The sequence below is a fragment of the Nonomuraea bangladeshensis genome, assembly GCF_039529455.1.
Taxonomy (GTDB): domain Bacteria; phylum Actinomycetota; class Actinomycetes; order Streptosporangiales; family Streptosporangiaceae; genus Nonomuraea; species Nonomuraea bangladeshensis.
The window spans coordinates 74176-97258 of sequence record NZ_BAAAMV010000024.1; the positions used below are offsets into that span (position 1 = coordinate 74176).

Consider the following 23083-nt stretch of genomic DNA (forward strand, 5'->3'; position numbering starts at 1 on the left):
TCCCTGTCACCCGGCCCAGCCCACGCTCCGCACCTCGAAGGAGGACGCCCACCCGGCCCCGCCGCCGGGCCCGGCACCTCCGCGCCGCCCTCTCCCTCCACCATCGGCCCGCACCAGCGGCCCGCGCCGTCGCCCGCCCGCGACCGCGACCGCCGCTCGCTCCGCTCCACCGCTCTGGGAGGCAGCACATGATCCGCCCACGCCGCACCACTTCTCCGCACGCCCTCAGTCTCAAGATCTGTCTCATCGTTCTGGTCGTTCTCGGCGGTCTCGTCATGGGCACCCTGCTCGACTACGTGATCGTTCATGCCGTCGCCTTCGCCGCCGCCTACGCCGACGCCACCGGCCTGGACTCGGTCAGCGCGGCAGCGGCTCCGTCCTCGCTGAACGCGGTGATCGACAACCTGCGCAACGTCATCGTCGGCCTCCTCGTAGCACTCGCCACCCTGTTCCTCACCGTCGCAGGAGTGCGCTACATCCTGGCCGGCGGCGACCCCGGCGAAGTCGAAGCCGCCAAGAAGGGCCTGCGCTACGCCGCCCTCGGCTACGGCATCGCCGCCCTGGCCCCGCTACTGGTGACCATCCTCAAAGGCATCGTGGGCGCGTAATGCTCTGCCCCCATGAACCGGGCGGAGCAGGAAGGCTACCGACGGCCTGGCTGGTTCGGGCCTGCGTGAGCTTCCTGCTCGCCGCCACCGTAACCGGGCTCGCCACACCTCTACCGGCCCGCGCCGAACCCACCCCGACGCCTTCGGCCACCACGAGCCCGAGTCCCGCTCCGTCGCCCCAGGTGACCTGGATTCCGCCCGCCACCACACCACCCACAACGTCGCCTACAACACCGCCGGGTGAGGTGCCTGAGTGCGGGTGGATGGATGTCGGCTGCAAGCTCAATCAAGCGATGAACGGCTGGTTCACCAGCCTTGTCACTGACGCGATCAACCCTGCTTTCGTCACGGTCGGCAGTGTCCTGCTGGCCGCTCCGCCGCCGCTGATGCTGGAGCGGGTCCGGGAGCTGTCCGGGCACGTCCGGCTCGTCGCCAACGCGCTGCTGGTGCTCATGGTGGTGGCCGGTGGCGTGATCGTGATGGCCCACGGCACCAGCCCCGGCAACTCCACGACACCGGGCGAGATCATCCCGCGCCTGATCGTCGCGGTGATCACGTTGAATGCCTCGCTCACGATCTGCCAGTACGCGATCGAGCTCACCAACGCCATGGTGACGGCGCTGCTCGGCGACGGCGTCGACGGCCAGCGGGCCGGGAACCTGATCGCCGCCAAGGTCGACGCTCTGATCAAGGACCCGACCGGCACCGTGCTGTTCCTCGTCCTGCTGATCGGCACCGCCGTGCTGATGGGGCTGCTCCTGACCTTCATCGGGGTCATCCGCGTCACCCTGCTGCTGTTCCTGATCATCACCGCGCCGCTCGCCTTGTTGTGTCACGCGCTGCCGCAGACCGAAGGGATCGCGCGCCTGTGGTGGCGTAGTTTTTTCGGCCTGCTCGCCATCCAGATCCTGCAGGCCATCGGGCTGATCCTGGCGTTCAAGCTGGTGCTCACCGATTCGGCCGCCGCCTATCCGCTCGCCCCCGCCACCCCCAGCACCGGTGACGCGGTCGAGGCGATGGTCCGGCCTACCGCCAACCGGGCGCTGGACGTCCTCATCTTGATCGGCGTCCTGTTCGTCCTGATCAAGATCCCCGGCTGGGTCGCCAAGACGATCTGGCAGCAGGGCCAGCCCACCATGCTCAAACGCCTCGTCAAAGCCGTGATCGTCTACAAGACCCTCGGCGCCGCCCGCAGCCTCGGCAAGACCGGCCGGGCCGCCGCTGCCCGCACAAGCGGTACGCCAGCAGCCCACCGGCACGGCCGTCCAGGCAATGGCAAGAGCGGCCCCGGTCGAAGCCCGAAGCCCGGCAGCCCAACTGCGCCTAAGCCTCCAACCGGCCCGAAGACGGGAGCCGCCATGCCCAACCGTTCGCCGTCCTGGCAGCAGCTCGAACTCCCGCTCAACCTGCCGGCGTCCACCCCATCCGCGCCCACGCCCGAAGCGGCTGCCGCCTCGGCGAGGCGGGCCCGGCAGGGCACGCAGCTCGCGCTGCCGTTCCCGGTCACCCGCGTTCCACGCCCACCCGCACCAGCGGGTGCTGCGCCGTCACGCACACCTTCGGCATCATCGGCGCCGTCGTCGGCGGCGGGGGCGCCGATGATGCCGTGGATTCGGCCCCGCCCGCCGTGGGTGCAGGACCGGCTACCCGGCATGCCCACCCGGCCGCCCCGCCCCGGCCAGCTCCGCCTGCGGCTCGACCCGCCACCCCGCCGCACCACCCGCGCCCAGCGCCAGCCTCCAGGGGAGACCCGATGAAGCACGAGGCAGAGCCGCCGCCGCTGCTGGCCCGCATTCCGGCCGACATCAACCAACCCGACAAGATCGCCTACGGGCTCACCTTCCGCCAGCTCCTCATCGTCGCCCTGACCGGCGGCATCGCCGCCGCCGTCTACTACCTGTTCCACCAGCTCCTGCCCGTCGTCATCCTGGCGGCGATCCTGCTCCCGCTCATCGCCCTCGGCCTCGCCATCGCCCTCGGACGACGAGATGGGCTGAGCCTGGACCGGTTCGCCCTCGCCGCCGTCCTGTTCGCCCGGACCTCCAAGAAGCTGGTCGCCGCACCGGACGGAGTCAGCGGGCCGCCGAGGTGGTGCCGCCTGCGCGGTAAGCTGCCCGTCCCTTTGAGGCTTCCGGTCAAGGCGATCCGGACCGACGGCGCGCTCGAACTCGCCGACGGCGGCGTCGCCGTCCTGGTCGAGACCGGCACCCTGTCGTTTCACCTGCGTACCACCGGCGAGCAGGCCGCGCTGGTCGGCGGGTTCGGCAGGTGGCTGAACTCTCTCGAAGCACCTGTCCAGCTCCTTGCGCGGGCCAGGCCGGCGGACCTGTCCGACCTCGTCCAGACTGTCGAGGCCCACGCCGAGGTCCTGCCGCTTCCGGCGCTGGCCCAGGCAGCGCGCGAACACGCCGCCTACCTGGCCGAGCTGAACTCAACGCGTGAGCTGCTGACCCGGCAGGTCCTCGTCGTGCTCCGCGATCATGCGCTCTCTGGCCGGGGCCGCCGGGCTGTACGGCGGGACGCCTCCGCGGCGGTGGTCTTGCGCCGGGCGGCAGAAACCGAACGCGCCCTGGCCTCACTCGGCGTGACCACCCGCGTCCTGACCGCCGATGAGGCCGCCCAAGCGCTCACCGAGTGCCTCGACCCCGGAGCCCGTCATCCCGCCGGACAGGCACTGTCAGACGAACTCATCACCTCGACCAGGAGCACGCCATGAGACTGCGCCGCCGTACCCGAGAGCAGCAGCCGAGCCCACTGACCCATCCCGCCGCTGTTGGCGTAGGTGTTCGCACCCTCACCCTGCCCAGCGCCGTGGCCGCGACGTTCGCCGTGACCGGCTACCCGCGCGAGGTCGGCGCGGGCTGGCTCGAACCCCTGCTCACCTGCCCCGACCACCTCGACGTGTCCCTGCACATCGAACCTATCCCGCAGCAGGTCGCCGCGATGCGGCTGCGCCGCCAGCTCGCCCGCCTGGAATCGGCCAGCCGCGCCGACGCCCAACACGGCCGCCTTCAAGATTTCGCCGCCGAGGCCGCCGCCGACGATGCCACCGACCTGGCCGACAGCCTCGCCCGAGGCCACGGCCGCCTGTTCAAGGTCGGCCTGTACCTCACCATCCACGCCCCTACCGAGCCGGAGCTGGCCGCCGAGGTCGAACGCGTGCGGGCGCTCGCCTCCTCGCTCCTGCTCGACGCGCAACCAGCCACGTTCCGCGCGCTGCAGGCGTGGACGACGACCCTGCCACTCGGCGTCGACTCTCTGAACCTGACTCGCACCTTCGACACCAGCGCGCTCGCAGCGGCCTTCCCGTTCACCTCACCCGACCTCGCCACCGAGGCGAGTGAGACGAGCGTGCTGTACGGGCTGAGCGCCACCGGCTCCGGCATCGTGCTGTGGGACCGCTACGCCCAGGACAACCACAACTCCGTCGTCCTGGCCAGAAGCGGCGCGGGCAAGAGCTTCTTCACCAAACTCGAAACCCTCCGCCTGCTCTACCAAGGGGTCGAGGTCGCCGTCGTCGACCCCGAAGACGAATACGCCCGCCTGACCCGCGCGGTCGGCGGCACCTGCCTGAACCTCGGCGCAGCCGGAGTCCGGTGGAACCCCTTCGACCTGCCCGCCAACCACGGCCCCCGCGACGACGCACTCTCACGCCGGGCGATGTTCCTGCAGACCCTGATCGCCACCATGCTCGGAGGCCAGCTCACCGCGCAAACGCGCGCCGTCCTGGACTCGGCGATCATCGCCACCTACGCCGCTGCTGGAATCACCCGCGACCCCGCGACCTGGACCCGGCCCGCACCCCTGCTCACCGATCTGGTATCCGCTCTTACCGAAAGCGGTAAGTCAGCCAGTTCTACCGGGGCGGAGCTTGCAGCGCAGCTCGCTCCGTACGTCACAGGCTCCTACCGCGAGCTGTTCGACGGCCCCACCACCACCCATCCGTCCGGGCATCTGACCGTGTTCTCACTGCGGGACCTGCCCGAGGAGATGAAAGCGGTCGGCACCCTGCTCGCCCTGGATGCGATCTGGCGGCGAGTGGCCAACCCCCGCGACCGCAAGAAGCGACTGGTCGTCGTGGACGAAGCCTGGCTGCTGATGAAGGAGCCCGAGGGCGCGCGGTTCTTGTTCCGGATGGCGAAGGCCGCCCGTAAGCACTGGGCCGGGCTCGCCGTCATCACCCAGGACGCAGCCGACCTGCTCGGCAGCGAGCTGGGACAGGCGATCGTCGCCAACGCCGCCAACCAGGTGCTGCTCCGCCAGGCGCCGCAGGCCATCGGCGCGGTCGGGGACGCCTTCGACCTGACCGACGGCGAACGCCAGTTCCTGCTCACCGCCGAGCGAGGCGAGGCGCTCCTCATCGCCGGCCCCGCCAGCCGAGCCGCCTTCCACGTCATCGCCTCACCCACCGAGACGGGGCTGGTCACCACTGACCCGCAGTTCCTGGCCGGACTCGAGGAGTCCTCATCCATCCAGCCCGCACCACCACCTCAGCCCACCAGCGTCACCAAGACCACGAACGGCCACGAGCACCTGGACGATGAGGAGGGCGACCCGCTGTGAACTTCACCATCACTGATCCTGAGAGCCCGTGCCTGCTGTGCGGGATCGACGACCGCGACGTCAAAGCTGCGCTCGATTTCCTGGCCGAGCTTCCCGCCCGGTTGCCCGAGTTCGCCTTCGCCCACGGGCCCCATCTGCTCGCCATCCTGGCGCTCGTCTGGGCGACGGACTATGCGGTGCGCTACCTGCTCGGCTGGGCTCATCACGCCGACATGACCCCGCAGGCTCGACTGATCGAGATCTCCTCGCCGCCGCGTAGTGACCCCGAAGGAGCGCTGGTGCTGTGGCGGCAGTTGATCGGCCTGCTCCGGCCCGCCTGGGCACGGTTCTTCGACGGGCAGCCGCATCTGGTGTGGGAATACCACGGCAGCGACGCCGGGGTCCGCATCCGGCTGTGGGTGCCCGGCACCGTACCGCCCGGCATCGTGGAAAAGGCCGTCCAAGCAGCCTGGCCTGGCGCGACCACCACCACCTCTCCCGCCATCTCGCCCCTGCCCGAAGGTTCGCAGGTCGCGGGGGGCAGGCTCGTCCTGGCCGGGCCCGAGCACTTCCCGCTCACCACCAGCCACGACCACGACCCCGTCCGATCCCTGCTTGAAGCGATGGGCGGCCTGCGCGAGGGCGAGCACGCCGTCGTGCAGATCCTCGCCCGCCCCATCACCGGCCGACGGCTCCGCCACGCCTACCGGGCCGCCGCCCACCTACGCGGAGGAGGCAGCCGCAACGATGTCGGCCGCTTCTTCGACGCCCTCCTCCCCATGCCTGCAGACTCGCGCGAGCACCGGCCCAGCGAGCTGGCCCGCGACTATCCCGAACGCGCCGAACAGGTCCGCGCGATCCTCGCCAAGGCCGGACAGCCCCGCTACGAGGTGGCCATCCGGTATGCCGTCTCCACCAGCAGCCAACCAAGCGCGGCGACCGCAGCCCAGCAGCCGATGGGCGTTCGTCCTGATGCTGCGGATCCTTCCAGCCACGCCGTCGGGTGGCTGCGAGGTCAAGCCCACACGCTGGCCGGCGTCTTCGCCCTGTTCACTGGAAGTCACCAGTACCTGCGCCGAGCCCGCCTCTGGCGACCCAGCCATGCGATCAGCTCGCGCCGTCTTGACCACGGCTACCTGCTGTCGGTCGCCGAGCTGGCCGCGCTCGCCCACCTACCGTGGGACATCGACGCCCCCGGCGTCGCCCGCGCCGGAGCCCGCCCCGTCGCCCCCTCACCTGCCGTCCCCCGCCACGCGTCCAGTGGTACGGCACGCATCCTGGGCGACGCCGACAGCGGCCCACAACGCCCCATCGCACTACCCGTGGCCGATGGGCGGCACCACACCCACGTGCTCGGCGGCACCGGCGTCGGCAAATCCACGCTGCTGGCCAACCTCGTCCTCGCCGACGCCCACGCCGGACGAGGCGCCCTGGTCATCGACCCGAAAGGCGACCTGATCACCGACATCCTCAACCGGCTCCCTGTACGAGCCATCGGCAGAACCGTCGTGTTCGACCCGCAAGACGCAGGCCCGCCACCGTCGATCAACATCCTCGCCGGACACGACCCCGCCTTCGCCGTCGACTCCGTCGTCACCATCTTCCACAGATGCTTCTCCACAGCCTGGGGACCACGCGTGGATGACCTGCTCCGCTCCACCTGCCTCACCCTGACCAGCGTGCTCGGACGCAAGGCAACGCTGGTCGATGTGCCCCGTCTGCTCACTGATTCGGCCTTCCGGACCCGCACTACGTCTCAGCTGCGTGATGAGCTGCTGGCCGGATTCTGGGACTCGTACGAAGCCCTCACCCCAGCCGGACAGGCCACCGTGATCGGCCCCGTCATGAACAAACTCCGCGCTGTCCTGCTCCGGCCATTCGTGCGGCAGGCACTGGCCAGCCCGGACACCACCGTCCCCATCGGCCAGCTCCTCAACCAGGGAGGGCTGATCCTTGCTCGGCTCCCGAAGGGCATCCTCGGCGATGACGCCGCCCGCCTGTTCGGCTCCATCCTGCTCGCCCACACCTGGCAGGCCACCACCCGCCGCTCCACCCTCGCCGAAGCTGACCGGCCCGACGCCTCGCTGGTGATCGACGAGTGCCACAACTTCTTGAACCTGCCCGGCCACATCAACGACGTACTCGCCGAGGCACGCGGCTACCGCCTGTCCCTCGTCCTGGCCCACCAGCATCTCGACCAGTTGCCCGCCGATCTGCGCGAGGCCCTGTCCGCCGACGCCCGCAACAAGATTTACTTCAATGCCTCGCCCAAGGACGCGGGCGATCTCAAGCACCACACCGCACCGTTGATCAGCCCGCACGACCTTACCCACCTGGGCGCCTACCAAGCCGCCGCCCGCCTCGTCGTGGACGGCCAGCAAACCTCCGCGTTCACTCTGCGCACCCGTCCCGTGCCCGCCACCGTCGAAGGCCGCGAAGCCGCGATCCGGCAGGCGTCCCGCCAACAGTTCACCCAACCCGGCACCGCGCCACGGCTCCCCATCCGCAGGGCTCGCCAGGTCAGCGTGGAGCTGGATGTGCGACCCGGCCTCCAAGGCCAGTCCACCACTCGCGATGAGCAACTCGGCTAGCCCGCCCAAGCCCGCCACTTGGCTCGCATGCCCAGAGCCATCCATGCCAGCCCTAACCCAGGAGACCGTCATGCCCGTCACCCGCATCCCACTCGGCCTTCCCCGCTTTGACGCCGACGCAATCGCCTACGCTGCCGCCCGTCTAACACCGCGCGACTACCAGGTCCTGGAGCACCTTCTCCACCACCGGGTACTGACCACCCATCAGCTTCAGCGGTTGTTCTTCACCAAGCCGCAGCCCACGCGCCGCCGCCTGGGCATTCTGCACAAACTCAATACGATCACGCGGTATCGGCCCTGGAGTCCCTACGGCGGCTCACACCCTCACCACTGGGTCCTCGGCCGAGCCGGAGCCGAACTCCTCGCCCTGCGTAGCCACACCACCGTCAAAGAGCTGGGCTACCACCCAGACCTGGCCATGTCGATCGCAGTCTCATCCAAGAGCGGCCACCAGATCGGCGTCAACGACTTCTTTGTCCACCTCGGTCACTTGGCCCGCCACAACCCGGACGCCAGCCTACGAGCGTGGCTGTCGGAAAAGCAGTGCGCCAAGATCTGGGGCGACCTGACCCGACCGGATGCCTATGGATGCTGGTCCGAGCACGGCCGCCAAATCGACTTCTTCCTCGAACACGACACCGGCAGCATGACCCTCGCGAAGGTCACCAGCAAACTCGCCGCCTACGCCGATCTCGCCGACGCCACCCGCATCATCACCCCGGTGTTGTTCTGGCTGCCGAGTCACGCCCGAGAGGCCAACCTCCGCTCGCTGATCAACACCGCCGACCTGCCCGTCGCCACCGCCGCACATACCGGCCTCGGCGACGGCCCGGCAGGACCCTGCTGGCTGCCCACCACCGCCAGGAGCGATCATCGCCGGATGCGACTGGTCGACCTCGCCAACGGCTGGCCGCACCTCCCCCTCGGCCGCACCCCAGAGCAGCCCGTGAGCGCCGAAGATGACCGTAAGTTCCTCGACCGCGTCTTCAGCGAGGAGGGCCAGAGCAGGTGAAGGCGGCCGCGGCCGGCGCCGCCCTTCTGCTGCTCATCTTCTTGGCATTCCTCGCAGCCGCCACCAGCATCCTCACCGGCTACGGAACGCCTGGTGGTGTCGCCTGCGCGATCACAACGCCGACGATGAGCAGTACGACGGGCGAGCCGGTCGCGGCTCCGGCTACCGTCCGCGCCGCCTCTGCTCCAATGCTGGACGGCGAGCAGCAGGCCAACGCCGCGCTCATCGTCCAGATTGCGATGGAACGCGGCTTGCCAGCGCGAGCGGCGGTGATCGCGCTGGCCACCGCCCTGCAGGAGTCCATGCTGCGCAATCTGCGCTACGGCCATCTGGATTCGCTGGGCCTGTTCCAGCAACGCCCCTCCCAAGGCTGGGGAGCCACGGAGCAGGTTCTCGACCCTCGGCACGCCATCGGCACCTTCTACGACCGGTTGGTCACGGTGCCGCGCTGGGAGCAGCTCCCGCTCACCCGCGCCGCCCAGGCGGTGCAACGTTCCGGCGTGCCCGACGCCTACGCTCAGTGGGAACTCCTCGCGCAACGCGTCGTCGACGCGCTGGCCGGGACCTGCGTCCCCCTCATCCCCGGCGAGCAGGTCGCCGCCGTCATCGCCTACGCTCACGCCCAGCTCGGCAAACCCTATCTCTGGGGAGCTGAAGGACCCGCCAGCTTCGACTGCTCCGGCCTGACCATGCGCGCCTACCAGGCAGCCGGGATCTCCATCCCCCGCGTCGCCGCCGACCAGTGGCGTTGGGGACCAGCCATCCCGATCGGCCAGGAACAGCCTGGCGACCTCGCCTTCTTCCGCATGGAAGGCGACGGCCCGGGACACGTCGGCATCGTCCTCGGAGGCGGGCGGATGATCCACGCACCCAACCAGCGCACCGTCGTCCAGATCGGCACCTACCAACGCGGAGACCTGATCGGGTTCACCCGCCCCCTGCTCAGGTTCGCGAATTCTGAAGGTGATTCCCGCGGGAACTCGAGGACCGGTGGCTCTGGATGAGCCTATCGGCATCTTGGGTTCGGGAACCGAAGGAGCCGGTAGGTGCCGGATCGCCGCACAAGCAGTGTTCTTCGCCCGAGCCAGGAGCAGTCGGGCTGATCAAGTCGCGTCGGGGTGTGTCGCCCAGGAGGACCTATTTCACTCAGCTCCGCTTCATTGCGGGGCGGGTTTGTCGAGATCGGTGAAGCTGGGGTGGTCGACTGTGGCGGTATATCGGGTGGCCCCTTTGATGGACAGGCCGAACAGATCACCCAGGCGTCGAGGGTCGCCGTCGCTGGCGTGGGCCTCATCCAGGATCCGGTCTTCGCGAATCATCTGCGCGGGCACTCCGAGCTTGCGGCTGACCCATGCGGTGCTGACCGGGGTCAGCCGCACTGCGGTGCGGATGCTGAGAAACAGGTGAGGGTTGGCGGTGGTCGGCCAGCGGGCGTTGCGGTAGGTGAGGTAGGCCGTCAGTCGTTCGCGAACCGGGGGCGCGAGGGGGATCACCCGCTGGTCCAGGTACAGCCTGCCGTCACGGAGATCGGTCAAGAGTAGGTGGCAGATCTGCCCGCACCGCAGGGCGTGGAAGGCGAGCAGGGCCCCGAGAGCGGCGCGTGCGGGGTCGGTGGAGTCCAGGATTTGGCGGAGGATGCCGACCTCGACCGGCAGTGGTTGGCGGGTCTCAGGCGGTCCGGTAGGGATCTTCGCGATGGGGTTGGTGAAGGTCATCCGCCGCGCCTTCAACACGGTGAAAAGGGAACGCAGTGCAGCGCCCACCAGGGCTCGTGGGCTTCCCGAGGTGGGCAGAACGGCTTGCACGTCGGCTCGGCAGATGTCGCGTAGCGAGAGGTGGCCTGCCGCAGCCCATGTCTGCAAGGCGGGCAGCGCCGAGCGGACCCGCACCGTGATGGTGTCGGGTGAGCGGGGTTTCGATCGTGGATGTGTAGTGCTGCCGTGGCGCATCACGTCGAACCACACGCGTATCTCGGCCGCCATCACCGCAGGCAGGACGATGATCTTCTCGGCGAACCACGTGTCGATGGTGGGCACGCGATCGTCCTCGAGCAGCCCAGCGGCCTCCAGCACCTCCAGGACGGGCCGGACCGGCAGGTCGAAGCGCCTCAGTACGGCGACTTCACTAGCCTTGATCGCGTTGGTGGAGTCGTTGAGCAAGCCCAGCAGCGCGCGGACCGACTGACGGACCTTCTTTATTTGAGCGTGTTGCCATCCAAAGCGGGCCGCATGCTCGACCATGACCTGCTCCAAGTGAGCGGCCAGCTGCGGATCGGCCGGTTCGGGGGTCAGACCAGCTGGCAACGCCTGCTGAGGCGGCCGGACGGCGGGCATCCCGGGCAGGACCGGTTGATGCCAGACCGAAGGATGGCTCGGATACTGCCGAGGCGAAGGCGCGCGTGCAGGACTTCGTCGTCCTCCGCGCTGACGATACAGATCAGCAAGGAACAGCTGCTGACCGTGCCGGACCGCTTCGGTCTCGCCTATGCCTGGTCGATCCCGCCGGGCGATGATCGTCTGGTGTCGGCACAACCGGCAGATGCCCCTGGCATTCACCGTGACGCGGCGGCTGCACGCTCGGCATTCTCCGACTTCCAGTTTCCGCGTGTGCCAGGACAGGCAGGCATGGCACAGCCCTCCGTACGCGCGGGTGAGGCCCCAGGCCAGACAGTCCCCGCAGGCGGAAGCGATCTGCGGGGCGTGGTGATGGCAACGACGACACAGGCCGCTGGCGTAGTAGTCCCCGCTTGAGCCGCAACGGCGGCACGGCGGCGGCTGCGGGCCGCCCGGCTGACAGTCATGGCAGAGCGTGCCATAGCGTGCCGCCGGTGGTTTGGCTCCGCAGCTGCAACACATTCTCCGCCACGACGACCGGCTCATGCCGGTGGCAGCGTGCGGTTACGTCCCAGACGCGGCAAGATCGCCGGGAGGCTCTCGCCTGGAGCCGTCGCCGTGGCGGCCGGTCGGCGCGCGGCGACCTTGTCCGGCTCGCAGATCAGCAGCTCAGCCGGGCTGCACTGTAGTACGTCGCAGATCACCTCCAGGTCGTCCAGGCGGACCGTGGTCGGGGTGCTGGTCCACAGCGCCGACATCTTGCCCGCGCTGATCTCCAGCCCGGCCTCGGCCAGCCGGCGGCGCATCTCGGTGGACTTCCAGATCCCGCACTCGGCGGCCCGCATCCGCAGGTTCCAGCGCACCTTCCTCACCTCTCATCGGCTCGGAGCCGGGCGGCCACCCGGTCATTGGCCTGGGTCCAGGCTTGTTCGATGTGCTCCTCACGCACGTGGATGTACCGGGTCGTGGTCGACAGCCATTCGTGCCCAAGAAGATCTTGAATGGCCTTCAAATCCAAACCGCGAGCATAAAGAGAGGAGGCGCAGTAGTGGCGCAGGCCATGCGGCGACAACCGCCCCGTCCAGGCCGGTAGCCACCGCTCAACCGCCGAGGACAGGCCGACCCGCAGCGCGTTATCTCCCACCCGGCCACACCGGCCGGTCAGGGCATCGCGCCGCTCGCTGGGCAGGAGCGGCGCGTCCGGATCCTGCCAGTCATCTCCGTACTGGTGGCGAACATCAGTCAGCCACCACTCCAGCAGATCGTCTACCGAGTTGATCATCGGGACGAGACGGGTCTTGGCCCCACGTCCCCGGCTGCCCTTGCCGAACCGCACATGCAGCTTGCCGTGTCGACCCAGGTCCGGCCGATAGTCCCGGATGTCCAGCATCAGCGTCTCAGTGATCCGCAGCCCGACCCGCCGCCACAGCGACGCGGCGAGATAATCCCGAGCCGCGGGAAGGTATTTGCGCGCCGCCGGCAAAGCCTCCCGCCACGCTGCGAACAGCGCCTCGACCTCGTCATCGCGGGGCGGCACCCGGATAACCCCATAGTCAGGGTTGGACGGCCGGTTGAACTCATCAATCGGCTGCACGAGCACCACGCCGGTCAACGCGTGAATGTCACCCTGGTATCGGACAAGCAGGAACCCGAAGAAACGACCCAACGTCTGCGCCTTGTTGCGCACCGTCTTCCGCGCTTGGCCACGTCCACGACGCAGATGAACCAGGAATCGATCAGCGTCCGCCGGTTCGGCTTCCCACACCGGACGGCTCAGGAAGCGGGCGAACTCGAAGACCACCTCCCGCTCGTCGGCGACATAGCCGTCCGTGGCACCCGAACCCGCCAGCGCCAGCACATACTGATCGACCAGTTCCTGCTCGAAATCCTCGACATCCTGCGGCGATCGCAACGCTCGGGGCACTCCAAGCGATCGCACAACCGCAAGCCCCATCGGCCACCTCGGTTCCCAAAGCCCGACTAGACCCAGCAAACACCGAGGGACCTTCGAAAATCCCGACCAACTGTCAACAATCAAGACCAGATAGGTATGACTGGAATGGCCTGCGCCACTGGCCAACCCAGCCAACAGCTAGAGACCACGAACCCAGCGGGTTTCCTACACCGGCCGCGCGCGTGTCCACCGCCCAACCCGATCCACGCTGACAAACGTCACCGGCCGTATGACGCGGGTACCCCGACCGGCAAACGTGCAGGACCATACGCGACGCCGATATGGCATCGAGGTCACGCGGCAATTGCCGGTTATGACATCGCCATCAGCATCGCCTTGCCCGACACCTGCCCGCGTTATCCCGGCAGTGAGCTGCGTGTTTCTTCCCGGAATTCGCCGTTACTCTGCGCGACATGGCCGATACTAATTGAGAAGAACGTGTTGCTGCACCAGGTGAAGGAGATGCCCTCATGTGCGCTGTGCGACTCGCCCCGCCCCCGCTCGTCGTCAGCCTCTCCTACGACCTCAACAACCCCATCAAGATCCGAGCCAAGCACAAGGTCGCCGGCATGCTCCTGCTCGACCGAGATCACGCCAACCGCCTCGAACAAGGCTGGAACGTCCCCGGCGCCTACGTCCTGCTCGACCGTCCAGACGCCGAGGGAGGGTGGGGAGCTTACGTGGGCAAGGCCACCAACCCCGGGCTCCGCCACCGCGTCCTCCAGCAGCTCAAAGACCGCGACCACTGGTACCGGGCCCTGCTTATCCGCTACGAGTCCAACGATGACGAGACGCTCAACAGCAGCGAAGCGGGATGGCTCGAAGGCTGCCTCTACGACCACCTTGCCGAGGCGAGGCAGGTCAATCTGCACAACCGCAATCGCCCCCAAGACCCCACTTTGACCGACGACGACGAAACCAGTCTCATCGACTACCTGCTCCCCATCGAATCCGTGCTGCGTCTCATCGGCCACACCCTCCATCCACGAAACCCCAACGCCCCAGACGGCGGCGGTCCCCTCGTCGAAATGATCCGACGCGACTCTGCGCCCACACAGGAGGCGCCAGAGCCCTACGTGAGCGTCTTCGGGTACGGCCCCAACCCGTACCTTCTCCAGAACCCAACGCCTCAAGCCCTCCAGAAACGCATTGCGCTGATCAGAGCAGGCAAGCATCCTCGAATCGTTGAACTGGATTCCGCCAAGAGGGTGTGATCCGGTGATGCAGAAGGTATGCCCCGGCCAGCACACTTTGACTGTGCTGGGCGGGGCATACCTCCTACGCCACCGGATCAGGCTCTACCGCAAGTAGCCCTGTCCCTTCTCTCCGCCGAAGATCCGGCAGGCGACTTCCTCTTCGGCCGTGAGCACCACGGCGGGCAGCTCTGCCACCTCCATGGTCAGGGCCTTGTACAGGCGGTGCCAGCCGTCGATGATAAGCATCCCGCCGTTCGGGACAGTGGCCACGATCAACGGCTCAGCCAGATCCACCTCGGCGGCGTGCTCGGTATTGATGGCGATCAGCCGGAGCATGCCCGCCCATTCCCTGGGGTCGATCCGGCCCTGCGGAGTGCGGGCGCGGGTGAGCTTCTTGGCGGTGGTGATGTCCCATCTCCAGGCCATCATCTGAAAGAACTCCAACCGCGAGCTGTCCGGGCGGCCGGTGGCGGACCTGCTTGTGGTCGGTGGCTCGGGAGCGCTGGAAGGGTTGCCGGTGGCGGTGCTGTTGCTCATGCCCTCTCCTCCTGCCCAGTCGAGTTGCTGCCCGGGGCCTGCTTCGCCGGGGAGGCCGGCCCGAGTGTCTTGGCCTGGGCCAGGAAGGTTCGAGCCGCGTCCTGCCTGATGAGGGCCAAGGCCCGCTCGACGTGGGCGAGGGCGAGTTCGTGCTCGCCGCGCAGCCCAAGGGCCTGGAAGCTCGTGACGGGGTCGAGCGCGCTGGCGTCGTCGTCCAGATACGGGCTGATCCAGGAGACGAACCTGGCCACCGTCTGCTCCGAAGTCAGGCCCCGGCCGCCTCGCGCCCGCTGGATGTGCCGGTCGACGAGCAGCCACCAACCGGCGAGTGTTTGGGCGTGCAGGACGTCGTAGAGCACCTCGGCGCTCAGCCGCTCGCCCCGGCTCAGCCGCCGTCCGATGGCGTCGGCGTTGTGCTGCCGTATCTGGCGGGCCTGCTCGATCGCCGCCTCCACCGACAACGCCTCGCTCTGAGCTGAGCCGGAGGCAGGGGCTGCGCTGGTGCCCGTGTCCATATCGGACGTGGCGGCGTCGGGATACTGGGGGTTCCGCATGGGACTGTCCTTTCGTCGGATGGTGACGCCAGCGCCGGGACGCACTGACACAGCCGGGCGAGCGTTCATCGCGCGTCCGGCGTGGTTGAGGGAGCCGCCAGGACCGTTACCTGGTTCGGGGACGAGCTGGCGGGGTGGCGGTTGTCCATGGGCATGTCCGGAGCCGGAACATCGGCTCCATCGCGGGACTCGGCGAGGTGCTGGATAAGAAGCTGGCCGCTGGTGGTGAGGAAGTCGCGGGCGGCGATTCGTGAGGCGTGGGCGAGGGCGTGATCGAACAATGTGCCCGGGCGGGCGGCCGGAGGCTCGCCGGTCAAGTAGTGGCGAGCCCAGGAGCGCACCCGCCGGACCGCGTGATCGGAGGTCAGCTTCTTGCCGGTGATCTCCTGGTCCACCAGATCCCACCAGGCGCGGGTCGCCTGGGCGTGTGCGGCGGCGAACAGCTGCTCGCTGGAAAGCCATCGCCCGTTCTGCAGGGCGATGACCCCTTGGGCTGCCGCAGCGTAGTAGGCGTGGCGCGCGGCGGTGATCTTCTCTGCGGTCAGCGCGTCGAAGGAGTGTGTGCCATCGGCCGGACCAGCACTGGGCCCTGGTGCGGGCGTAGTGCCGCCCGATCCACCGTCTGGGCGCAGAGAGCCGGGCTGGTAGCGGTCATCCATGGATGCCTTCCTTTCGTTTCGTCGGGTGACATGGGCGGATGAGGGGCGAGGGACGCAGGCCGCACCCCGACCGTGCCGGATGGGTGCATGCGAGCAGGCGGTACGGGCCGAACGCGGTAGGCGGCCCGGCTGTCACAGCCGGGACTCCTTGACGTCAGCCGCATGCTCGCCCCCGGCGGGCAATGGGGTGAGCGGTAGTGGCGTTGACCGGGTGCGTGTCCGGCGGGGGCGGCGGGGTGAGCGCGTCGGCGAGCTTCTGGGTGGCGTCCAGGAAGGCACGCGCGCCGCCTCGGCGGGACTCGGCCATCGCCAGGGCGAACAACCCGCCGTTGGTCAGCGGGCGGGCGTTGATCAGCAGGTCCTGTGCCCGTTGCCGGACGATCTCCAGCGCGGTCGCGCCGTCGACGGTCTCCTCGCGGCCGTGGGTGAGGTCCGTGACCTGCTGCCACCACGACATCCGCTGGTAGGCGTAGGCGATGCGGCCCAGGTCCTTGTCGTGCAATGTGCCTTCGTCGTCGAGGGAGGCGATGCGGTTGAGGGCCTCACCGAGCTCATGCCGGGTGAGGCAGGCGTTGTGCAGGATCAGGTCTTCGAGTCGTCCCATGGTGAACTCCTTGTCTGGCGGGTGGTGGTTGTGGAGGACGGGCGTCCGGCCCGGATGTAGGTCGGAGCGGGTCTTGGGAAGGGGCGCAGCGCCGTGATGTCTGACAGCGGTTGCGGTACGGCCCCACCCCGGGGGCCGTACCGCAACCGTCGGTGTCAGGCGGTGGCCAGGAGGCGGAAGGCTCGTGCCTTGATCTTGGCGTTGTCGTGGTCATCGAGCAGGGCGCGCTCGGCGCGTACCGTGGCCACATCGCGGCTGCCGAACACGGGGCTCTTGTGGTCCAGCCGCTCGGTCACGGCGTTGTATGCGGCCCAGCGGGTGTTCCGGATCGGCTCCTGGGTGGGGGCCTGCGCGAACAGGTACTCCAGCTCGCGCATGGCCAGGTCGTGATTGCGCTTGGCCAGTTCCTTCGCGTCGGCGGGGAGCGGGTGGAGCCGGGTGGCGAACTGACGGAACTCCTTGACGTCCATCGGGACCGCGAGCAGCTTCTCGGCCTCGGCGGCGAACGCCTCCCCGTGCTTCCACGTCAGCTTCAGCGCCTCGCGGGCCTCGGCGATGCGCCCGGCCACGTTGCCGGTATGCCGGACGGTGAACTTCGAGGCGTGATTGGCCAGCGCGGCCCGTTCGGTGTTCGCGCACACCACCCGGACCGGGGTAGCGACCGTCGTGAACGCGCCCCACCCGTCATGCCGGGAGAACGCCGCCAGGTAGAGGTCGATCTGATCGAACCCGCCCACCATGAGCGGCTCGGGCAGGCGCATGGTGACGAACACCCGCCGCCCGCCGTTCAGCGACCCGCCGGTGTCGAAGATCGCTCCGGACTCGTCCACCAGCGTCTGCAGGAAGTCGGTGACGTCCTCGTTCTGCAGGATCTGGTAGTCCCGTCCCACCCGGCCTAGGCGTTCCGGTTGGCCGGTGACCGGGTTGGTACGCACCACCAGGAAGTCCTCGTCCGTGACGACCTGCTGGCCGGTGACAGGGTCGGTGACCTGACCGACCGGCACCTTGCGCACGTTCCACCCGGCGAGTTGGGCGTGGGACAGCAGTTCCTCGGCCGTCATCGGGCCGGGCGCGGTGTAGCCGAGCCCGTGCCAGCCGGGTTTCCCTGCGGCGGCGAACCCGGCCGAACCGTTGGCGAAGATCTCGATTTCGTGAGCCATGACAGTGCCTTTCTGACGTGTGGCTTCGATGTGCGGGCACGCGGAACAGACGCGATGCCGCGATGGGTGTTGTCAGTGGGGTTCGACCCGGCCCCGTGCGGGCCGGTGGTCGGCGGGCGAGGGTCTACGCCGTCCGGCGCGGGTGGGGCGGTAGGGGTGTCCCGCCCGCTATCGGGCCGGGGCGGGCGGGCCGGTAAGGGAGGCCCGCCCAGCCTCGGGCTCAGGCCGCGTGGTCGTCCGTGTCGTGGGTGTCGGCGGGGGCGGGCTTGGCGGTAGGGGCGAGGCCGAACCGGCGGGGCCGCTCACACGTCAGCATCGCCTCGCCGAGGTTGACCAGTCGGTCCAGGGCGTTGGCCACCGCGCCGGACGAACGGTTGATGACCTTGCCGATCTCGTACGGGGTGAAGTCCTTGTCCGGGAACTCCACCAGGTGCGCATACACCAGGTCCCGCAGCACACCCGGACGAACAGCGTCACCCGCGCCCACGCCGCCACCGGAGCCCGGACGGGCCGCCGACACCGCACGGGCCGGGGCGGCGGTGCCGGTCAGCACCGCCCGCGCGTTGCGGTGTGCCGAGGTGGCCTTCGTCATGGCCATTTCGAGGCATCCCAACGCCATCACGACGTTCCCCTCATCCTTCGCCAGAATCGCCCCGCTGAGCAGGCTCGCTATCTCGGCGAGCTCCTCCTTCGCGCGCGCCCAAGCCGGTTCATCCGCCACCGGCTCCGATGCAGCGGCCTCGGGGACCAAGTCGAGGCCGTCGTCCGTCTCGTCCAAACCCTGGCAGGCCGCCTCGTCGGCTATCAGGTCCTCCGGCTGGCTGATCAGCCGCTCGGTCAGGTCCTCCTCGTCGGTCCGCTCATCGGCCGGTGCAGGGTCGGCCGCCGCAGCGGCGGGGAGAGCCTCCTCGTCAGGCGCGGGCACCAGCTCAGCGTCCGCCGTGTCCGTGTCTGTGTCCGGCGCCGTGAGCTCGGGGGGCGCGACATCCAGCGTTCCCAGGGCGTGAGGCGGGACCGAGATGTCGGCACCACCGGTCAGTTCGGCGTCGGGGGTGATCGGGAACCACCGGTCCGCCGCGCGGCCGCGCGTGCCGCCGTCGCTCGCGCCCGACTCACGCCGGGCGCGACCGTCCGCCTCGAGCTGGTTGAGGATCTTGCCCGCTACCATGCGGCTCAGACCGGCCGCCGCCCCGATCGCCGTCGCCGACCCGCCCGGCTCAGCGTTCAGAACCGCCCACACCGCCGCTACGCGCCCGTCGGTGTCCGTAGCGGGGTCAGTGTCCGGGGCGGTGATCGCGGGGCCGTCAGGGGCCGTCAGGGGCGCGTCCTCGGCTGGAATGATGACGGCGATTTCGGTGCCATCGGGAACGGATTCGGTAGCGGTCATTTCCGTGTTCTGAATAGCCATTGCGTAACGCCCTTTCCGGTCGTATCACCAGTTCCCTGCGGGCCGGTGTTTTTTGTTTGCGCCACGACCATCCCTCGCACCCAATCCGGCTGGCAAGTCGATCGGACAACGAATGTCGTCACCCGAACGGCTGGAGAGGCTACCCTAATAAAACAACCACTGATCTGTGGAAACATCTCCACGAAAAAGCCTTGAGGTCGGCTTGACATTGACGGCCGGCCCAGCTCTTCACACATTCCGCCGAACGACGGTGAACGATACCCGAATGCCCGAATATTCGCTCAAAGGAACTGCGAAGCTAATGCGCGTACCGGTTGACATTCACATGGCGTCGAGCGTCCATAGAGTTAGGCGGTAAACACCGCCGGAAAACCGTACCGGAATGACGCTCCGGGAAATACGAAAGGTCACGCGACATGACAAACACCGACGCCATCACCGGTGTGCGCCGCCCCGCCATAGAAGACGGACACGCCCGCGCGCTACACGACCATGGCCCCAGCTGGGCGATCATGTGGGACGACCGCGACAATCAGCCGATCATCGTCCGCCCCGAACGCGGCGACGACGGCGCCCTCCTCGAAATCTGCGCATACGAGGACATGTTCACCCTCGACGGCGATTGCGTCACCTGCGAAGACGCCCACGCATGCGGCACCTGCGGACACTTCAACTTCGAGGTGATCGCTGAGCACATGACCGATATCCTCGGCGACTACCTACACGGCCGCGACGACATCGCCACGTGCATGCCCCTCACGCTGCCCTACACCCGCACCCTGACCCCGTACGGCATTCGACGCCTGTTTCAGGGCACCCGGCACGGCGACACCTTCCGCCAGTTCTACCGCTCACCCGAGGGCCACCTCATCGAGCTGATCATCCCCCTGTCGTACACCCCCGCCGACATCTCCACGCCCCCGCTCACGATCGAGTGGACCTACCTCGGCCTCACCGGCCCTGACGCCTCTTGGCCGGTCACCCATGTCACGATCGACACCCCGCCTGCCGACGTCGCCGAGCTGATCGCCGCCCACATCGCCATCCATCCGCCCATCCCATCGGCTGACGCCACAGCCAGCCCGGACGCGCCCGAAGGGGCCAATTCAGCCACCACCACTTAGCCCACGCCCCAACAGCCATACGGCCCCGGTACCGCCCCACAGCGGTACCGGGGCCGCACGTTTCCCCCGAACCCAAGCAACCCGCGTCGGTGAACCCGTAGCCGGTTGCGCCATCCAACGCCGCCAACCCCAAACAGTCCCATGCGCACGGCTCCCCCGGCCCCGCGTCGCCCCCTCACGCCCCAGTGGGATCGACCCTAGCCAGCCGTTGCGGCGCGCCCGTCCCCCGGAACCGCCGAGATGAAGGCACTGCTCGCCGCTCAGATCGAGGTCAGGATGAGGGCCGGCCCACGACCAAGCCGCTGGCCGGCGAGATGCTGCTGAACGTAAAAGACGGGAGGCAGAGGGAGACAATAGAGATCGAGCACCATCGTTGTTCACGCGAACAGCGCCACATATTCAAGGAGTCGCCTCAGGGCGATTCGGGGCAGCCATCGCAACAATCGAAACCCTCACAGCCTGAGCAAATGACACACCGGGGGTGTCGCGCTCTCAGCGGCAACACCGGACGCGACAACAAAACGCGACACCGAATACGACACCGAACAACGCCCAGCTCTTGAGCCCGCAACAGTGAACGCGACACCCGCACTGCCAAACTCGCTCTTTCACTCGGCGGGGTTCGCCTCACCCCTTACGCGAGGCGAACCCCCAGGCCGGCCGCCAGGGCCGCGCGTGGACGTCCACCGTGCCAGACAGGCGGAACCGTATCAACGCCCACCTGCACGCTGGGTGTCAAGCCCCGCGTTCCCAAATCACACGGCGGGGACCGGCATGCCACCGCTCAGGCGGCGACAGCCGCCACTGCACCGGGCTGGGACCGGACCCGCCGATGACGCGGCCTGCCCCCACCAGCAAGAAGCCGGTTGCGAAACGCCCCATCCTCGCGCTCCCCCGCCCGCGCCTCCGGCCGGCAGCGGCTCCGACCTCTGCACCACGGCCACCTCAACCACCCATGCGGCCACCGAACCACCCGCCCCGGGCTAGCGGCAACCGCCCACGTGCCCGTCCCCGACCGTTCGGCGGTCAACGCCCCTGACGGCGGCCCACCCGCCGCCAGGGGGCCGCTCGGCCCCGCCCCGGCTACGCCCACCCCTGACGACAAGGTGTGTCGCAGTTCGTCGGGACCGGTGGCGGTGAACATGATGTGCTTGCCACGCATGGCCAGCCACCGATACCGCACCACCAGGAAGGCCCAATCAGGCCAATCCCGGCGCAACTCTGCCAGCGCCTGTTGCGCCCACGGCTCCTGACCGAACGCGGACACCTGATCCGCGCGCGATCTCAACTCGCCTCCCACAGGTCCGAGCGAGGGTCCAGGCCGACAACCTCCCCACCCGCCCAGCCCGGTCTGTTCTTCGAAGCCATCAAGACATGGGGCAGGCCGACCGAACGATGGCGTGGTGCCTCGCCCACAGCTCTCTCCCCCACCGACGCACAGTCGCGGCAGACCTCAGCATGAATTGACAGGTAGCTTGGCGCAGCGAGAAGCGGGTCCAACGCCTGCCCTGCACGATCGAACGCATTGATCGCCGAGCTCTGACGAACCTCGTCAGCTCTTCGAGCTGCACAGGCAGATTCGCTGATGAGCGCGAGATCGGCCCATACGGCGTGACCGGTAACCGCGTCACCTGCGACTCCCACCCGGATCGCCAGCTCAGCCACCCCGAGCAAGCCCCGCCCGTGCTCAGCGGTATCGGAGGCCGAATCGGACGTCCGAGAGAAATCCGGAACGGAGCCGCCACCCAGGTCATAGACCACGACCCGGGCCACCGCCGCCCCTCTCAGCACCTCCACCACGAAGAACCCGCGCGCCTGCCCCGAACGCGTGTGCCTCAGCGCGTTGCTGACCAGCTCGGCCGCCACCCACCGAGCGTCGTCCGTCCGCCCGCTGTCGGCCAGCAGCTGCCCCACCATCCGCCGCGCGGGGGCTGCCTGATCCGCCTGACCTGGGAAGGCCCGCCGCCAGGCCATCCCACCCCACAGCTGCGAGGCACGAAACGTCGACATCACCAACCCCGGCGCAAGATCCGGGAACACCTCCCCTAGCGGCTGCTGCTGGCCGGTCTGCGAAGCGAGGGAACTGTCCATCTCGCGCGAGATCGTGTGCTGGATGCGCTTGTCCATGTTGGCCGTCCCTTCCGGTCATACCCCCGGTCGGTCCAGGAGCGGCCAGCACGATCGCCCACCTCGCCGCCCGAATCACACCCCCAATCCACATCCCCAGCCACACCGCACGCCGACCAGCGGCGGCATCCATCGCCGCACCATCGACATCCTTTCGATCGCCCCGTCGATCACCCCACGCGCAGACTGGAGCTCCTCACCGGAGCCGGCCTACCGTCCCCCGGAACCCGACCATGGGCCCGCGTGACGCCCTGAACATCGAAGGGAACCTGAGCACATGTCCGGCACCGGATACCAGACGCTTCTCGATTGCCGCCGCCGCAGCCGATACCTGCGCCAGCACGGCTTCGCCACTGACCAGATCGCCATCATCCTCGGCCTGGACCACCCCGCCACCCCACTACGCCTCCACCGATACGCCGCCGGGCTCACCGCAGCGGAGACGGTCGACGCCTTCCATCGCCTCGCCGGCACCGACGGCACCGAACTGCGCGAATCCCGCCTGTATGATTACGAGACCTGGCCGCGATCGGGCCGACGCCCCTCCGCCTTCACCCTGTGCCTGCTGGCGCGCATCTTTGGCACTCGCCCCGTCAATCTGCTCACGGCCGACGCACTTGCCACCTACTCGACCCGGGATCAGCGCACCGTCCGGGAAGGCGGGTGAGGCCCTG

Annotated in this window: 20 protein-coding genes; 10 read left to right on the forward strand and 10 right to left on the reverse strand. The window is 68.6% G+C overall.

Going from position 1 to position 23083, the window contains the following annotated elements:
* Positions 1–188: 188 nt before the first annotated feature.
* The 7 genes from ABD292_RS47515 (at position 189) to ABD292_RS47545 (ending at position 9757) form a co-directional block, all read left to right on the forward strand.
* Entirely contained in the window at positions 189–608 is a 420-nt protein-coding gene (locus ABD292_RS47515) for a pilin (RefSeq protein ID WP_344219848.1), read from the forward strand.
* Between the two features lie 65 nt (positions 609–673).
* Positions 674–2365, forward strand: coding sequence for a TrbL/VirB6 family protein (locus ABD292_RS47520; RefSeq protein WP_344219850.1), 1692 nt, complete (start codon positions 674–676; stop codon positions 2363–2365).
* On the forward strand, positions 2362–3324 hold the full coding sequence (locus ABD292_RS47525; RefSeq protein WP_344219852.1) for a PrgI family protein: 963 nt from the start codon (positions 2362–2364) through the stop codon (positions 3322–3324). The genes ABD292_RS47520 and ABD292_RS47525 overlap by 4 nt, the downstream gene beginning before the upstream one ends.
* Positions 3321–5171 (forward strand): VirB4 family type IV secretion system protein, encoded by a 1851-nt coding sequence (locus ABD292_RS47530; protein ID WP_344219855.1) that lies wholly within the window; start codon positions 3321–3323, stop codon positions 5169–5171. Before ABD292_RS47525 ends, ABD292_RS47530 begins: the two co-directional genes overlap by 4 nt.
* Positions 5168–7741 carry a DUF8128 domain-containing protein gene (locus tag ABD292_RS47535; protein ID WP_344219857.1) on the forward strand — a complete coding sequence of 858 codons (2574 nt, stop codon included), beginning with the start codon at positions 5168–5170 and terminating at the stop codon, positions 7739–7741. The genes ABD292_RS47530 and ABD292_RS47535 overlap by 4 nt, the downstream gene beginning before the upstream one ends.
* Positions 7742–7811: 70 nt before the next feature.
* On the forward strand, positions 7812–8753 hold the full coding sequence (locus tag ABD292_RS47540; RefSeq protein WP_344219860.1) for a replication-relaxation family protein: 942 nt from the start codon (positions 7812–7814) through the stop codon (positions 8751–8753).
* Positions 8750–9757 carry a C40 family peptidase gene (locus ABD292_RS47545; protein WP_344219862.1) on the forward strand — a complete coding sequence of 336 codons (1008 nt, stop codon included), beginning with the start codon at positions 8750–8752 and terminating at the stop codon, positions 9755–9757. Before ABD292_RS47540 ends, ABD292_RS47545 begins: the two co-directional genes overlap by 4 nt.
* 153 nt (positions 9758–9910) lie before the next feature.
* On the opposite strand, the gene ABD292_RS47550 is transcribed toward ABD292_RS47545, so the two are convergent.
* The 3 genes from ABD292_RS47550 to ABD292_RS47560 form a co-directional block, all read right to left on the reverse strand.
* Complete coding sequence (locus ABD292_RS47550; protein WP_344219864.1) at positions 9911–10993, reverse strand: hypothetical protein; 1083 nt, start codon at positions 10991–10993, stop codon at positions 9911–9913.
* A gap of 635 nt (positions 10994–11628) precedes the next feature.
* On the reverse strand, positions 11629–11949 hold the full coding sequence (locus ABD292_RS47555) for a helix-turn-helix domain-containing protein (RefSeq protein WP_344219866.1): 321 nt from the start codon (positions 11947–11949) through the stop codon (positions 11629–11631).
* A 5-nt stretch (positions 11950–11954) separates the two neighbouring features.
* On the reverse strand, positions 11955–12998 hold the full coding sequence (locus tag ABD292_RS47560) for a tyrosine-type recombinase/integrase (RefSeq protein ID WP_344219868.1): 1044 nt from the start codon (positions 12996–12998) through the stop codon (positions 11955–11957).
* Between the two features lie 512 nt (positions 12999–13510).
* Between ABD292_RS47560 and ABD292_RS47565 the strand changes: the two genes are divergently transcribed.
* Entirely contained in the window at positions 13511–14254 is a 744-nt protein-coding gene (locus ABD292_RS47565; protein WP_344219870.1) for a GIY-YIG nuclease family protein, read from the forward strand.
* An 84-nt stretch (positions 14255–14338) separates the two neighbouring features.
* On the opposite strand, the gene ABD292_RS47570 is transcribed toward ABD292_RS47565, so the two are convergent.
* The 6 genes from ABD292_RS47570 to ABD292_RS47595 form a co-directional block, all read right to left on the reverse strand.
* Positions 14339–14773, reverse strand: a complete 435-nt coding sequence (locus tag ABD292_RS47570; RefSeq protein WP_344219872.1) for a ParB N-terminal domain-containing protein — start codon at positions 14771–14773, stop codon at positions 14339–14341.
* Positions 14770–15327, reverse strand: a complete 558-nt coding sequence (locus ABD292_RS47575; protein ID WP_344219874.1) for a hypothetical protein — start codon at positions 15325–15327, stop codon at positions 14770–14772. Before ABD292_RS47575 ends, ABD292_RS47570 begins: the two co-directional genes overlap by 4 nt.
* A gap of 65 nt (positions 15328–15392) precedes the next feature.
* Positions 15393–15986: a hypothetical protein gene (locus tag ABD292_RS47580; RefSeq protein ID WP_344219876.1), complete on the reverse strand. Its 594-nt coding sequence runs from the start codon at positions 15984–15986 to the stop codon at positions 15393–15395.
* A gap of 154 nt (positions 15987–16140) precedes the next feature.
* A complete protein-coding gene (locus tag ABD292_RS47585) occupies positions 16141–16590 on the reverse strand; it encodes a hypothetical protein (protein ID WP_344219878.1) in 450 nt (149 codons plus the stop codon).
* 155 nt (positions 16591–16745) lie between these two features.
* A complete protein-coding gene (locus ABD292_RS47590) occupies positions 16746–17750 on the reverse strand; it encodes a DUF932 domain-containing protein (protein WP_344219880.1) in 1005 nt (334 codons plus the stop codon).
* Between the two features lie 220 nt (positions 17751–17970).
* On the reverse strand, positions 17971–19158 hold the full coding sequence (locus tag ABD292_RS47595; RefSeq protein WP_344219882.1) for a hypothetical protein: 1188 nt from the start codon (positions 19156–19158) through the stop codon (positions 17971–17973).
* 416 nt (positions 19159–19574) lie between these two features.
* On the opposite strand from ABD292_RS47595, the gene ABD292_RS47600 reads away from it, so the two are divergent.
* A complete protein-coding gene (locus ABD292_RS47600) occupies positions 19575–20282 on the forward strand; it encodes a hypothetical protein (protein WP_344219885.1) in 708 nt (235 codons plus the stop codon).
* A gap of 1284 nt (positions 20283–21566) precedes the next feature.
* Here the strand turns inward: ABD292_RS47600 and ABD292_RS47605 are convergent.
* Entirely contained in the window at positions 21567–22409 is an 843-nt protein-coding gene (locus tag ABD292_RS47605) for an ATP-binding protein (RefSeq protein ID WP_344219887.1), read from the reverse strand.
* Positions 22410–22686: 277 nt separating this feature from the next.
* Between ABD292_RS47605 and ABD292_RS47610 the strand changes: the two genes are divergently transcribed.
* Positions 22687–23076, forward strand: a complete 390-nt coding sequence (locus tag ABD292_RS47610; protein ID WP_344219889.1) for a hypothetical protein — start codon at positions 22687–22689, stop codon at positions 23074–23076.
* The last annotated feature ends 7 nt before the right edge of the window (positions 23077–23083 follow it).